This window comes from Marichromatium purpuratum 984, assembly GCF_000224005.2.
GTDB lineage: Bacteria > Pseudomonadota > Gammaproteobacteria > Chromatiales > Chromatiaceae > Marichromatium > Marichromatium purpuratum.
In genome coordinates, this window is sequence record NZ_CP007031.1 from 1,825,839 (window position 1) to 1,838,748 (window position 12,910).

At 67.0% G+C, this 12,910-nt stretch carries 12 protein-coding genes; 3 read left to right on the forward strand and 9 right to left on the reverse strand.

The window, feature by feature from the left end; all coding sequences use genetic code 11:
• Positions 1 to 78 precede the first annotated feature (78 nt).
• The 6 genes from MARPU_RS16640 to hisC form a co-directional block, all read right to left on the reverse strand.
• Positions 79 to 840: a helix-turn-helix transcriptional regulator gene (locus tag MARPU_RS16640; protein ID WP_005223923.1), complete on the reverse strand. Its 762-nt coding sequence runs from the start codon at positions 838 to 840 to the stop codon at positions 79 to 81.
• 72 nt (positions 841 to 912) lie between these two features.
• Complete coding sequence (ihfB, locus tag MARPU_RS08200) at positions 913 to 1,278, reverse strand: integration host factor subunit beta (RefSeq protein ID WP_005223924.1); 366 nt, start codon at positions 1,276 to 1,278, stop codon at positions 913 to 915.
• A 77-nt stretch (positions 1,279 to 1,355) separates the two neighbouring features.
• A complete protein-coding gene (gene rpsA, locus MARPU_RS08205; RefSeq protein ID WP_005223925.1) occupies positions 1,356 to 3,038 on the reverse strand; it encodes a 30S ribosomal protein S1 in 1,683 nt (560 codons plus the stop codon).
• Between the two features lie 138 nt (positions 3,039 to 3,176).
• Positions 3,177 to 3,845: a (d)CMP kinase gene (gene cmk, locus MARPU_RS08210; protein ID WP_005223926.1), complete on the reverse strand. Its 669-nt coding sequence runs from the start codon at positions 3,843 to 3,845 to the stop codon at positions 3,177 to 3,179.
• Positions 3,842 to 5,179, reverse strand: a complete 1,338-nt coding sequence (aroA, locus tag MARPU_RS08215; RefSeq protein WP_005223927.1) for a 3-phosphoshikimate 1-carboxyvinyltransferase — start codon at positions 5,177 to 5,179, stop codon at positions 3,842 to 3,844. Before aroA ends, cmk begins: the two co-directional genes overlap by 4 nt.
• Positions 5,180 to 5,295: 116 nt before the next feature.
• Positions 5,296 to 6,354, reverse strand: a complete 1,059-nt coding sequence (gene hisC, locus MARPU_RS08220; RefSeq protein ID WP_005223928.1) for a histidinol-phosphate transaminase — start codon at positions 6,352 to 6,354, stop codon at positions 5,296 to 5,298.
• Positions 6,355 to 6,487: 133 nt separating this feature from the next.
• Between hisC and MARPU_RS08225 the strand changes: the two genes are divergently transcribed.
• Together MARPU_RS08225 and yhbY are read left to right on the forward strand one after the other, a co-directional pair.
• Positions 6,488 to 7,156: an SOUL family heme-binding protein gene (locus tag MARPU_RS08225; protein ID WP_005223929.1), complete on the forward strand. Its 669-nt coding sequence runs from the start codon at positions 6,488 to 6,490 to the stop codon at positions 7,154 to 7,156.
• A gap of 107 nt (positions 7,157 to 7,263) precedes the next feature.
• Positions 7,264 to 7,566: a ribosome assembly RNA-binding protein YhbY gene (gene yhbY / locus MARPU_RS08230; RefSeq protein WP_005223930.1), complete on the forward strand. Its 303-nt coding sequence runs from the start codon at positions 7,264 to 7,266 to the stop codon at positions 7,564 to 7,566.
• Here yhbY and MARPU_RS08235 read toward each other — a convergent pair whose 3' ends face one another.
• From MARPU_RS08235 to MARPU_RS08245, 3 genes are read right to left on the reverse strand one after another with little or no spacing between them, the layout of a single operon-like run.
• The gene (locus tag MARPU_RS08235) at positions 7,567 to 8,406 is read right to left on the reverse strand and encodes a hypothetical protein (protein WP_005223931.1); all 840 of its coding nucleotides are present in this window, start codon (positions 8,404 to 8,406) and stop codon (positions 7,567 to 7,569) included.
• 9 nt (positions 8,407 to 8,415) lie between these two features.
• The gene (locus tag MARPU_RS08240; protein ID WP_005223932.1) at positions 8,416 to 10,494 is read right to left on the reverse strand and encodes a molybdopterin-containing oxidoreductase family protein; all 2,079 of its coding nucleotides are present in this window, start codon (positions 10,492 to 10,494) and stop codon (positions 8,416 to 8,418) included.
• 58 nt (positions 10,495 to 10,552) lie between these two features.
• A complete protein-coding gene (locus MARPU_RS08245; protein WP_005223933.1) occupies positions 10,553 to 11,494 on the reverse strand; it encodes a site-specific integrase in 942 nt (313 codons plus the stop codon).
• Between the two features lie 233 nt (positions 11,495 to 11,727).
• Here MARPU_RS08245 and MARPU_RS08250 point away from each other — a divergent pair, with 233 nt between their 5' ends.
• A complete protein-coding gene (locus tag MARPU_RS08250; RefSeq protein WP_005223934.1) occupies positions 11,728 to 12,840 on the forward strand; it encodes a DNA-binding protein in 1,113 nt (370 codons plus the stop codon).
• Positions 12,841 to 12,910: the final 70 nt, after the last annotated feature.

The following is a 12,910-nucleotide window of genomic DNA, read 5'->3' on the forward strand; positions in this document are numbered from 1 at the left end:
GACGATAAAGCGCGACAGCCTAGTGCAGCAGCGCCCGCGGTGTCGTTCGGCAAACCGCGCAAAGAATTCGGAAATCGCTCACCCTGCTCCAGCCGCTGTGCGTCGGTAATCGCTCGGGGTCATCCCGAGATGCTCTTTGAACAGGCTGCAGAAGGACGACGGATTGCGATAGCCGAGCAGGTGGGCGATGGTCGCGACCGAGTGATCGGTCTCGCGCAGCAGCCGAGTGGCGCGCGCGAGTCGCTCGGCGATCTGGGCCTGCTTGGGTGAACGTCCATGACGGGCCCGATACAGCCGATTGAGTTGACTGACCGAGAGCCCGACGCTGGCTGCAATCTCGGCCACATTCGGCCCATCGGCCCCCTCTTCGGCGAGCAGGCGTTCAGCGCGCAGCAAGCGCGAGGGCGGCCCGATCTCGTCGTCGCTGGCCTCGGCAGCAGGCTCGGCGAGCAATTCGCACGCCGTGGTGATCGCCGCACGCGAGCAGAGGCGCCGTCCGCCCTGTTCCAGCTCACCGGCGAGCAGGGCGAGATAACGCGAAGCGGTGTTGCCCAGGGTTCGCACCGGCGCTGCCTCCTCGCCCAGACAGCACTCGATCAGCAGCGGATCGGCGAGATCGAACACCAGGAATCGATTGCGCGCGCTGCCGCTGAAATCATGCCGGGCACCGGGCGCGATCACCGCGACCATACCGGCGGCAAGCCGGGTCTCGCGACTGGCAATGACGAGATCCATGGTGCCCTGCAACGGGATCACCACCTGGGCATGGGGATGGTGGTGGCGTGTCTGCCGGGGGGCGTAGTGACGCAGCTCGATCAGGTAGGCTCGATCATTGCGCATGGTGTCGGGAAACACCGGAGGGGGTCAGTGAGAAACGGGCACCGTGAGGATCACGATGCCCGTCGAACGGCCTCAGCTGGAGACTGCGACCTGCAGGGAGGGCGCGCTGGCATCGTCGTCATCGACGACGTCGGCCTGCGCGGCCCGATCCCGCTGGAATGCCTGGTTGACGCGATCCCGGAGTTCCTTGCCTGGCTTGAAGTGCGGGACGTGCTTGCCGGCCAGGGCCACCGATTCCCCGGTCTTCGGGTTGCGACCGATACGGGGCGGACGGTAATGGAGCGAAAAGCTTCCGAAGCCACGAATCTCGATTCGTTCACCGGAGGCGAGCGCACTGCTCATGCGCTCGAGGATCTTTCGAACCGCCTCTTCGACATCTTTGTAGGGAAGATGATCCTGCTCGGCGGCCAGAACGTCGATCAGCTCGGATTTCGTCATGGTATCGACTCCTGGAAAAGCATGCGGGGCCCGCCAGACGGCAGGCCCCGGAGGGTCATGGAAGCGTCAAGCCGGCATTAGTTGCCGCGCTGGGCCTCTTCCATCTGCTCCTTGAGGATGTCGCCGAGGGTGGCGGTGCCACTGGAGGACTCGCGGGCATAACCCTTGATTGCCGCCTGCTCTTCTTCGACGTCCTTGGCCTTCATCGACAGCGACAGGGTGCGGTTCTTGCGATCGACACCAAGGAACTTGGCCTCGATCTCCTCACCGGCCTTGAGCACGGTGCGTGCGTCCTCGACGCGGTCACGCGAGATCTCGGAGGCACGCAGGTAGCCCTCGACGCCGTCGGCCAGTGCGATGGTCGCGCCCTTGGGGTCGACCTCGGTGATCACGCCGGTGACGATGCTGCCCTTGTCATGCAGTGCCACGAAGCTGGAGAAGGGATCCTTGTCGAGCTGCTTGACGCCGAGCGAGATACGCTCGCGCTCGGGGTCGACCGAGAGCACCACGGTCTCGAGTTCGTCGCCCTTCTTGTAGCGACGCAGGGCCTGCTCGCCGGACTCGTCCCAGGAGATGTCGGAGAGGTGCACCAGACCGTCGATGCCGCCCTCGAGACCGATGAAGATACCGAAGTCGGTGATCGACTTGATCTTGCCGGTGACGTGGTCGCCCTTCTTGTGGGTCGCGGCGAACTCATCCCAGGGGTTGAGTGCGCACTGCTTGATGCCGAGCGAGATGCGACGACGCTCCTCGTCGATGTCGAGCACCATGACCTCGACCTCGTCGCCAAGCGAGACGACCTTGGTCGGGTGGATGTTCTTGTTGGTCCAGTCCATCTCGGAGACGTGCACCAGACCCTCGACGCCCTCTTCGATCTCGACGAAGCAGCCGTAGTCGGCGATGTTGGTCACCTTACCGAAGACACGGGTGCTCTCGGGGTAGCGACGCGAGATGTTGACCCACGGATCCTCGCCCATCTGCTTGAGGCCGAGGGAGACGCGCTGACGCTCACGGTCGAACTTGAGCACCTTGACGCTGATTTCGTCACCGATCTCGACCACCTCGGAGGGGTGCTTGACACGACGCCAGGCCATGTCGGTGATGTGCAGCAGGCCGTCGATACCGCCGAGATCCAGGAACGCACCGTAGTCGGTGAGGTTCTTGACGATACCCTTGATCTCCATGCCCTCTTCGAGGTTCTTGAGCAGCGCCTCGCGCTCGGCGCTGTACTCTTCCTCGACCACCGCACGGCGCGACACCACGACGTTGTTGCGCTTGCGGTCGAGCTTGATGACCTTGAATTCCTGTTCCTTGCCTTCGAGGTAGGTGGTATCGCGCACCGGACGCACGTCGACCAGGGAGCCGGGCAGGAAGGCACGCACGGTGCCGAGGTCGACGGTGAAGCCGCCCTTGACCTTGCCGTTGATCATGCCCTTGACGGTCTCGGCGGCCTCGAAGGCCTTCTCCAGGTGATCCCAGGCCGCGAAACGCTTGGCCTTCTCGCGCGACAGACGAGTGACGCCGAAACCGTCCTCGACCGCGTCCAGGGCGACCTCGACCTCGTCGCCGACGGCGACCTCGAGCTCACCTTCGGCGCTGATGAACTGGCTGCGCGGGATCACGCCCTCGGACTTCAGCCCGGCGTTCACCATCACGTTGTCGGACGTGATTTCGATCACGGTACCAATGACGATGGTGCCCGGCTGGAGCTGGGTGGTGTTCAGACTCTGTTCAAAAAGTTCGGCAAAGCTTTCGGTCATGAGATCCAATTATCCTGAAGAACGGCGCGCGTTCCACTCCGTCCGGAGCGGTGGGTGATGAATTAAACGACAAGGCCGATGCAGCGCGCACCGACCCGACCAAGTGTCGACCCATCTCCAGAGAGACGGGGGTCGACGTCAAGAGACCAGCTCCGGGAAGACGCGCCTTACCTCTTCCAAGACCCGATCGAGCACTTCCTGAATGGACATCGCTGTCGAATCCAGCGTCACGGCGTCCGTTGCCGGACGCAGCGGCGCGACTGCACGGTTGCGGTCGCGCTGATCGCGCTCGCGGATGTCCACTATGAGGTCGGGGAGACTAGCATCCAACCCCTTTTCTTTCAACTGTTTATAACGTCGCTCGGCGCGCACCTCGGGGCTGGCGTCGAGAAAGACTTTCAATGGGGCCTGAGGAAAGACGACGGTACCCATGTCGCGACCGTCGGCGACCAACCCGGGTTCGCGCGCCATGCGCCGCTGCCACTCGAGCAGCGCGGTGCGCACCGGACCGTGCGCGGCGGCCCGCGAGGCGGCCATACCGGCCTGTTCGGTCCGAATCAGATCGCTGACGTCCTCGCCGGCGAGCAGCACCCGGCGCTCGACGAAGCGTAGCTCGAGCCCGGCGGCGAGTGCCGCCAGTCCCTCGGCATCCTCGAGGTCCACCCCAGCGCGATCGGCGGCGAGTCCCAGCACCCGGTAGAGCGCCCCGCTGTCGAGACAATGCCAACCGAGCCGCTCGCCGAGCAGCGCGGTCAGGGTTCCCTTGCCGGTCCCCGAGGGACCATCGACGGTAATTACCGGAATCATGCGAGTTGTTGCTCCTCGATCTGCAACCCGGCGCTCGCGGCCAGCCGTGGGAAGCCGGGGAAGGAGGTCTCGACATTGGCGCAGTCGTGGATCTCCACTGGCCCTGCGGCACGCAGCGCGGCGATGGCGAAGGACATGGCGATGCGATGGTCGCCGTGGGCCTGGATCGGCGCGCGCCCGAGGTTCGAGCCGAGCGCGCCGCCACGGATGCGGATACCGTCGGGCAACGGCTCGGCCTCGATGCCGAGCGTGGCCAGACCATCGGCCATCACCTGGATGCGATCGCTCTCCTTGACCCGCAGCTCCTCGGCGCCGCCGAGCCGGGTCTCGCCCTCGGCACAGGCGGCGGCGATGAACAGCGCCGGGAACTCGTCGATGGCCAGGGGGACCTGGTCGCGCGGGATCTCGATACCGTGGAGCGGCGCATGACGCACGCGGATATCGGCCACCGGCTCGCCGCCGGCCATGCGCTCGTCGCGCAGCTCGATGTCACCGCCCATGGCGCGCAGGATGTTGATCACGCCGATCCGGGTGGGGTTGATACCGACCCCCTCGAGGACCAGGTCCGAGCCCGGCGCGATGCTCGCGCCGACGAGGAAGAAGGCCGCCGAGGAGATATCGGCCGGCACCACCAGCTCACAGCCCTGCAGCCGTCCGCCACCGCTCAGACAGACCCGGGCGCCGTCACGACGCAGCCGATAGCCGAAGGCGCTGAGCATGCGCTCGGTGTGATCGCGCGTTGGCGCGGGCTCGGTGACACAGGTCTCGCCCTCGGCGAAGAGCCCGGCGAGCAGCAGGCTCGACTTGATCTGGGCGCTGGCCACCGGCAGTGCGTAATCGATCCCGGTGAGCGTCTCGACCGGGGTGATGCGCAACGGCGCGGTGCCAGTCTCCGAGGTCTCGATCCGCGCGCCCATCCGCGCCAGCGGTTCGGTCACTCGGCGCATCGGACGCCGCGTCAGCGAGGCGTCTCCGACCAGGGTGGTGGCGAAACGCTGACCGGCGAGCAAACCGGCGAGCAGCCGCATCGAGGTGCCGGAGTTGCCCATGTCGAGCACCGCGTCCGGGGCCTCGAGCCCATGCAGACCGACCCCGCGCACCCGCACCCTGCCCGCCTCCGGGCCTTCGATCTCGACGCCCATGCGGCGAAAGGCCGCGAGTGTGGCAAGGGCATCGGCGCCCTCGAGAAAACCGCTGATCCGGGTCTCGCCCTCGGCCAGCGCCGCGAGCATGATCGAGCGATGCGAGATCGACTTGTCGCCCGGTACGCGCAACCGCCCGGTGAGCGCCCCGCCGGGGCCGACCAGATAACGGATATCCTCAAGCTCTGCCAAGTGTCCCTCCGCGTCGTGTCGACCGGGTTTTTATGGATAAACGGTTAATTTTACGCGCCCGAGCACAACCGGGTAAACCGCCATATCGGGGCGAACGCGCCCCGAATCACCGCATCTCAGTCCAGCAGACGGTCGATCTCTTCGATCAGGCGACGCATCTCGGCGTCGGTACCGATCGAGATGCGCAGGTGCTCATGCAGACGTGGCCGATCGAAATAACGCACCAGCACCCCGACCTCGCGCAGCTGCTCGAAGAGTGCGCGGGCCCGCCCATTCGGCACCCGCGCCAGCACGAAGTTGGTCTGCGAGGGCAGCACCGCAAAGCCGCGCCGGGTGAGTTCGGCGACCGTCCACTCGCGCGTGGCCATCACCCGCGCGATGCAGTCGCGGAAGTAGTCCTCGTCCTCCAGCGCGGCGAGTGCGCCGGCCTGCGCCAGCCGGTCGAGCGGATAGGAGTTGAAGGAGTCCTTGACCCGCTCCAGCCCCGCGATCAGCTCGGCCGAGCCATAGGCGAAGCCAACCCGCAGCCCGGCCAGCGAGCGCGACTTGGAGAAGGTCTGCACCACCAAGAGCTGCGGGTGCTCGGCGAGCAGCGCCACCGCACTCTCGGCACCGAAGTCGACATAGGCCTCGTCGATCAGCACCACCCGCTCGCGGTTGGCCGCGAGCAGGCGCTCGAGCTGCTCGAGCGGCAGCGCCCGACCGGTCGGGGCATTGGGGTTGGGGAGCACGATCGGGCCGCTTTCGGCGGCATAGTCGGCCGGGTCGACCTCGAAGGCGGCATTGAGCGGGACGATCCGCGAGGCGATCCCAAAGAGCTTGCAATAGACCGGATAGAAGCCGTAGGTCAGATCCGGGAAGCGTAGCGGCTCGGGCTGTTTGAAGAAGGCCATGAAGGCGAGCGCCAACACGTCATCCGAACCGTTGCCGATGAAGACGTTCTCCGGCGCCAGCCCCGCACGCGCGGCGAGGGCGGCCTTGAGCGCGCCGCTGTCGGGGTCGGGATAGAGTCGGAGCGCGTCGACTGCCGCATCATCGAGCACCGCACGCACCCGCGGCGAGGGCGGATAGGGGTTCTCGTTGGTGTTGAGCTTGGTCAGCTCGACATGCCTGGGCTGCTCACCGGGGACATAGGGCTGCAGGGTGTGGACCAGGTCGCTCCAGTATTGACTCATGTTCGGCGGATCGCGGGATTGGATGGACAATCGCTCAGTTTATCCGCTGAGCCGGTTCACTGTCAGGCATCCCCTGTCAATCACCGACCAACGCCCATAGCCTGGGGATCAGGAACGTCACGAGGAGAGGACCATGCCGAGATCGAACACCCGGCGCGCGACGCTCGCCGCCCTGGCGCTCGCGCTGATCCTGGGCAGCATCGGAGGAGCGCTGATGGCCACCGAACAACCCGCCTATACCCTGATCGAACAACACCGCGGCTTCGAGCTGCGCCGCTATCCGCCATTGCTGGTCGCCGAGGTCGAGATCGAGGGCACCTTCGATGCCGTCGGCGGTCGCGCCTTTCGCCTGCTCGCCGACTACATCTTCGGTAACAACCAGGGGGCGCGGAAGATCGCCATGACCGCACCGGTCAACCAGCAACCGCTGGGGCGCGGCGAGCGCATCGCCATGACCGCGCCGGTGACCCAGCAGCCGAGCGGCGAAGCACGCTATCGCATCAGCTTCGTCATGCCCGCACACTTCACCCGCGAGACCCTGCCCCGCCCCAACGACGGGCGCGTCCACATCCGCGAGATCCCGGCGCGACTGCTCGCCGCGCACCGTTACTCCGGCGGCTGGGGCGAGGGACGTTATCGCGAGCACGAGTCACAGCTACTCGCCGCCGTGCAGGGCGTCGGCCTGAGCCCGGTCGGCACGCCGATCTATGCCCGTTACAACTCGCCCTTCTCGCTGCCGTTCCTGCGTCGCAACGAGGTGCTGGTCGAGGTCGAGCGCGCACCGACAGCGCTCGGGGACTGAGCCGATCCGAGGCGGCAGAGCGCCGCCGGGACTGCTATCATCGCCCCCCATCGGGGCCGGTCCTGCACCGGCCCCGACCCGTTTCGCACAACACAGCCAAGGCCTTCATGAGCATCACCGAAAAACAGAAACGCTGGCTCAAGCAGCAGGCGCATCATCTCAAGCCCGTCGTCATCGTCGGTCAGCACGGCATCACCGATGCGGTGATCGCCGAGCTGGAGATCGCGCTCGATCATCACGAACTGCTCAAGACCAAGATCAGCGCCGGCGATCGTGAGCTGCGCGACGCGGCCATCGCCGAACTCATCGAGCGCACCGGAGCGATGCTGGTCAACCGCATCGGCAACATCGCCATCCTCTATCGCGCCAACCCGCGCAAGCGCGATCCGCTCGCCCTGCCCCGGATCTGATCAGCCGCGCCGGCGCTCGAGCAGCGCCAGCGCCGCGCGACCGAGCGCGCGATCGGCCGCGCGCAGGATCGCCACCCGATCCGGGGTGTGCCGATCCTCGTCCACGCTAACCCCGAGCGCGGCCAGCGCCTCGCTCTCCTCCCCGCTCAAGGGTCGCCGACCGAACACCGAGATCACCATGCCACCGGGGACCGGCGGTGGCGGCGCGAAGGGTGCGCCGTCGACCAGCGCCACCCAGGCGGGAACGAACCCCGGACCATAGAGATCGAAGAAGCCGTTGGAGCCGCGCAGATGGATCTCCACCGCCCGCCCCCCGATCAGCTCGATGTTGCACAGCCCGGTGTAGTCGGCGAGATGGCGCTCGACCAACTGCGCCAGCACCGGCTCGATCGCCGGGATCGCGACCCCGACCTCCCAGACACAGGGGCGCCCCTGGTCACGCCACTGGCCGGCACGGGTGTGCGCCTGCCAGCGGATGCGTCCGGCCTCGAGTAGCAGGTCGCTGCTGGTCTGCTCGCCCTCCAGACACTCGCACCAGAAGCTCCCGGGCCGCACCGGCACGGCGTCGGCGCGAGACACCCCGGCCTCGAGGGCCATCCCGGCGAGATTGACGATTGGCTTGACGAACACCGGCGCCTCCGGCGCAACCCCGAGCGCCATCGGCGACACCCCACAGGGCGCGGCCAACAGGCCTTCGGCCAGCGCCAGGTCGAGCTTGTCGTAAACCCCGCGATGCGCCGGGTTGAGCCGCCAGGCGGCGGCGTCGCTCACCGCCACCGCCCGGCGCGGCCGGGGCCGGAACAGCTGCTCGCGCTCGGGGAGGACACCGATAAAGGGCATGGCCTGACCTCAATCGATCGGTCGGATCTCGCACAGCCCCGACTTGAACGGCGGGAAGCCACTGATCGGGTCGAGGTGCACATCATCGGTGAGCAGATTGACGTTGGCCTCGTTCCAGCCGTGCACACAGTGCACCACGCCCGGCTTGATGCGCTCGGTTACCTGGGCATAGAAGCGCACCTCGCCACGGGGCGAGCCGACCATCACCGCATCGCCATCGTCGATGCCGCGCACCATGGCATCCTCGGGGTGGATCTCGACCAGGGGACGGGGAATGGCCCGGCGCATCCGCGCGCTGTGCTGGTGTTGCGAGTGGGTGTCGAACTTGGTGCGCGCGCCGCTGGTCAGCACCAGCGGGAAACGCCGGGCCAGCGCCGGGGTGGAGACCGGCCCCTCGGCCGGTTCGCGATAGACCGGCAGACCGTCGTGACCGGCGGCGCGCAGCGCGTCCGAATCGAACTCCACCTTGCCGCTGTCGGTGGGGAAGCCACGTAGCCGATAGAGTCGATCGGCGTCCATGAAGCCATGATCGACCAGGTCGTCGATCGCATCGGCATAGACGGTCACCCCGTCGGGGCTGGCATAGATCGCCTCGCGTACCGCCTCGGGCAGCCCCTCGGCGGCCTCCGCCCAGGAGGCCTCGAGGTCCCCGCCCCAGAACAGCGTCCCCATCCCCAGCCGCACCCCGAGCTGGAGGAAGATCTCGCCGTCCGCACGGGCCTCGCCCCGCGGGGTGAGCAACGCGCGCCGATAGCGCACCTCGCCCTGATAGGCACAGCCGGGATAGGCGATCAGCGCCGGGCGTTCCAGGTTGGTCGCCGCCGGCAACACGATATCGGCCTGACGGGTCGCGGGGTTGTGGAAGAAGTCGCTGGCGGCGAAGAAATCGAGCGCGCCAAGCGCCCGCTCCATCCGCGCCGAGTTCGGCCACATCGCAGTATTGATCCCCATCGCCAGCAGCGCGCGGATCGGCTGCGGATCGCCCTCGAGGATGCAGTCGGGCAACAGCATGCTCTGCGCCGCCGGCCAGTAGCGGGTCCAGATCGGGAAGCGCTCGCTGCCGACACGTGGTGGCAAGGCCGCCAGACAGTGATCGAAGCGCTCGATCGGCCGGGGCAGCGCCTTGTCGTTGAAGAAGCGGTTGCCGCCCTCGCGATCGAGGTTGCCGGTTACCGCACAGAGCAGGATCAGCGCGCGATGGTTCTGGAAGCCGTTGCTGTGCTGCACGGTGGCGGTCGGCGACAGGGTGATCTGCGCCGGGGCGGTGGTGGCATAGCACTCGGCGGCGCGCTCGATGTCGGCGGCCGCCACCCCACAAATGGCCGCCACCCGACGCGGGTCGAAGTCGCGCACATAGTCGCGGAAGGCCTCCACCCCCTGCCCCCACTGGTCGAGAAAGACCTGATCCTGCCAGCCGTTGGCGAAGATCAGATGATGGAAGCCGAGCGCGAGCGCCCCATCGGTGCCGGGACGAATCTGCAGATGGACGTCGGCGCGCTCGGCCAGCGGCGTACGTCTGGGGTCGACCACGATCAACGCCCGCTCGGGGCGGGGACTGGCCAGCGGGTGCTGATCGAAGGGCGGGATCGAGCCGCGCGGGTTGGTCGACCAGATGAGATGACAGCGCGTCTTCGGCGAGACCACGGTCGAGGTGGTCTTGATCTTGTAGCCGAGGGTAAGCTTCTCGGCGACCATGGTGGCCGAGAAACAGCAGCCGCTCTCGGTCATGTAGTTGGGCGAGCCGAAGCTGTGGGCGAGTCGTTGCAGCTGCGGGCGCGCCTCCTTGGTATAGCCGGCGAAGAAGCCCACCGCCGGCGCGCCGTGACGTTCACGGGCACGCGTCAGCTCGGCGGCGATGGTGTCGAGCGCCTCGTCCCAGCCGATCCGCTCAAAGCGTCCACTGCCTCGTGGACCGACCCGGCGCAGTGGATAGAGCAGTCGCTCGGGGTGATCGCGCCGTTCGAGCTGGACATAACAGCGCGGGCAGTCGGGCCCGCGGACCTTTACCGGCTCGCCGGCGGTATCGAACTCGACCTCGATCGGACAGTTGGCGTCACACTCGTAACAGGTCGTCTGCGCGCTCGGCATCTCCCTCGTCCCCGCTCGGGCTGGCATGACCCGGGGATGTGCGCCGGGCGCGGCGAATTCAACCCGAGGCGTCCTCCGGCGCGGCCAGCGCGCGCTCGATACGCCCGCCCAGCCGGGGCGCGGCGCGCTCGATATAGCGCAGCGCCGAGCGCGCGTCACGCCAGCCGACATAGTCCATCAGCTCGCGCAGCTGCCACTGACTGGCGCTCGCCCAGGAGGCGAAGCCCCGCCTGAGCGAGTGGGCGCTGTAGCTTGCCGCATCCGCCACCCCGGCCTCCTCAAGCAGACGGCGCAACAGCGGGATCAGGCTGTTGGGGTGCAGCCCCTGCTCGCGCACCCGCCCCCAGCGGTCGATGCCACGGAACACCGCGCCACGCTCGATCCCGGCGCAGCCGACCCAATCGGCATAGGCCGTGACCGGACAGAGCCTGGAGAGCCGGGGCAGCGGATAGTCGCGGCTCTCGCCGTGCGAGGTCTTGGTCCGCGCGAGCCGGATCAGCAACCCGCCGTCGTGTTCCTGACGCACGTCCTCGACCGCGAGCCTCAGCAGCTCATCGCCACGGAAGGCGCGCCAGAAGCCGACCAGCAGCAGCGCCCGATCACGCCGCGCGCGCAGCGCCTCGGCGAGCCCCCCGGTACGGATGCGCGTCTCCAGCATGGCATCGACCCGCACCAGGTCCTCCAGCCGCAACGCCCGCGCCTGGTGCTCGCGCGCCGGGTGCAGCTCAGTGATGCCGCGCATCACCTGACGCACCACCGGCGCCTTGGTCGGATCGGGGAAGCCCTGGTCACGATGCCAGCGCGCCAGTGCCGCCAGGTGCAACCGCAGGGTATTGAGCGCGAGCTGCTCGGCATGATCGGCCAGATAGCGGGCGACGGACTCGGCGGTCGCCGGCAACAACCCGCCCCAGGTCTCCTCGTAGTGACGGATCGCCGCGCGATAGCCGCGTCTGGTGTTGTCGCGGGTGGCCGCCTCGATATAGCGCTCGATCCGCTGCATGCCCGGTGTGCTCCTTCTCTCGATCGTCTCTGACGGCCCGTCTTCGATACCGGGTCCGTACCGCTTGTACCCAGCCGGCTCGAAGAGGGCCTGATTGCGGCCCTCATCTCTGCCTGACATGGGATAAGTCATATTATCCCGCCCTTGATTTTTAATGAACACAAAAATTGACGCTCAAAAATAATACGTATATACATACTACGTAATACAGTACGAAATAAACTGGAGATCCCATGGCACGTGGCGGCATCACCAAGGCGCTGGTCAAACAGGCGCGCGACACCCTGCTCGCACAGGACCGACATCCCTCGATCGACGCCGTCCGCGTTGCTCTTGGCAACACCGGCTCGAAGAGCACGATCCATCGCTATCTCAAGGAGTTGGAAGAAGAAGAGGCTTGCCGGCTCGGCGACGCCAAGGGCCTGAGCGAGCCGATCCAGCAGCTCATCGCCGAACTCGCCCGCACCCTCGAGACCGAGGCCGAGGAGATCGTCGCCGCCGCCGAGCGCCGTCATCAGGAACAGGTACAGACACAGCGTCAGCAGCTCGAAGCGAGCGAGACAGTCCGCGATGAACTCGTGGCAGAGGTCGAGGGGTTGCGCCAGGGGATCGCCGCGCGCGAGACGACCCTCGCCGAGCAGGCCGCGCGCATCATTGAACTGGAGCAACAGCGTCAGGGGCAGGCGATCGCCTTGGCGAGCCTGGAGCAGGAAAAGCAGGGGTTACAGGAACGGATCGAGGTCCAGGCGCAGCATCTCGCCTCGATCGAGGAGAAGCATCGTCATACCCGCGAGGCGCTCGAACACTATCGCGAGGCCAGCCGCCTCCAGCGCGAGCAGGATCAACGCCGCCACGACCAGCAGCTCCAGCAGTTGCAGGCGGAACTGCGCCAGCAGGCACAGACCCTGATCGTCAAGCAGGACGAGATCACCCGGCTCAATCGCGACAACGCCGCCCTCGCCGGCGAGCTGCGCGAGCGCGAACGGGACAATCAACAACAAGCGCAGGCTTTGGCGAAGCTGCGCGAGGCACAGCAGACAGGCGAACGGATACGCGATCAACTGGAGGCACGACTCGGGCGCAGCGAGGAGGCGTGTGCAGCACTCGATGCGCAGCACCGCCAGCTCACCGACGTGCACGCCCAGCTCGAGACACGGCTAGGGCGCAGCGAGCGTGGACGCGAACGACTCCAGACCCGATTGCTCGCCGAGCACGCGCGACGTCGCACCCTCGAACAGCAGCTCGAACGCTTGCTTGCGCGCACGAGCCCGGATCAAGAAACAGAAGCCTCCGATCAACCCGTGTCGGACGCCGACTCCTCGAGCAGACAGAGCACGGATGAATGATGAAGGATGCGCCTGGATCAGCAGGCTGCGGGAGAGAAGGGATGGGTGCCTTGGTGGACGAGACGACACC

Excerpts from the sequence above, each read along its gene's own strand:
- rpsA (WP_005223925.1), bottom strand. The coding sequence starts at position 3,038 with ATGACCGAAAGCTTTGCCGAACTTTTTGAACAGAGTCTGAACACCACC.
- MARPU_RS08225 (WP_005223929.1), top strand. The coding sequence starts at position 6,488 with ATGCCGAGATCGAACACCCGGCGCGCGACGCTCGCCGCCCTGGCGCTC.
- MARPU_RS08250 (WP_005223934.1), top strand. The coding sequence starts at position 11,728 with ATGGCACGTGGCGGCATCACCAAGGCGCTGGTCAAACAGGCGCGCGAC.
- hisC (WP_005223928.1), bottom strand. The coding sequence starts at position 6,354 with ATGAGTCAATACTGGAGCGACCTGGTCCACACCCTGCAGCCCTATGTC.
- ihfB (WP_005223924.1), bottom strand. The coding sequence starts at position 1,278 with ATGACGAAATCCGAGCTGATCGACGTTCTGGCCGCCGAGCAGGATCAT.
- cmk (WP_005223926.1), bottom strand. The coding sequence starts at position 3,845 with ATGATTCCGGTAATTACCGTCGATGGTCCCTCGGGGACCGGCAAGGGA.
- MARPU_RS08235 (WP_005223931.1), bottom strand. The coding sequence starts at position 8,406 with ATGCCCTTTATCGGTGTCCTCCCCGAGCGCGAGCAGCTGTTCCGGCCC.
- MARPU_RS16640 (WP_005223923.1), bottom strand. The coding sequence starts at position 840 with ATGCGCAATGATCGAGCCTACCTGATCGAGCTGCGTCACTACGCCCCC.
- yhbY (WP_005223930.1), top strand. The coding sequence starts at position 7,264 with ATGAGCATCACCGAAAAACAGAAACGCTGGCTCAAGCAGCAGGCGCAT.
- MARPU_RS08245 (WP_005223933.1), bottom strand. The coding sequence starts at position 11,494 with ATGCAGCGGATCGAGCGCTATATCGAGGCGGCCACCCGCGACAACACC.
- MARPU_RS08240 (WP_005223932.1), bottom strand. The coding sequence starts at position 10,494 with ATGCCGAGCGCGCAGACGACCTGTTACGAGTGTGACGCCAACTGTCCG.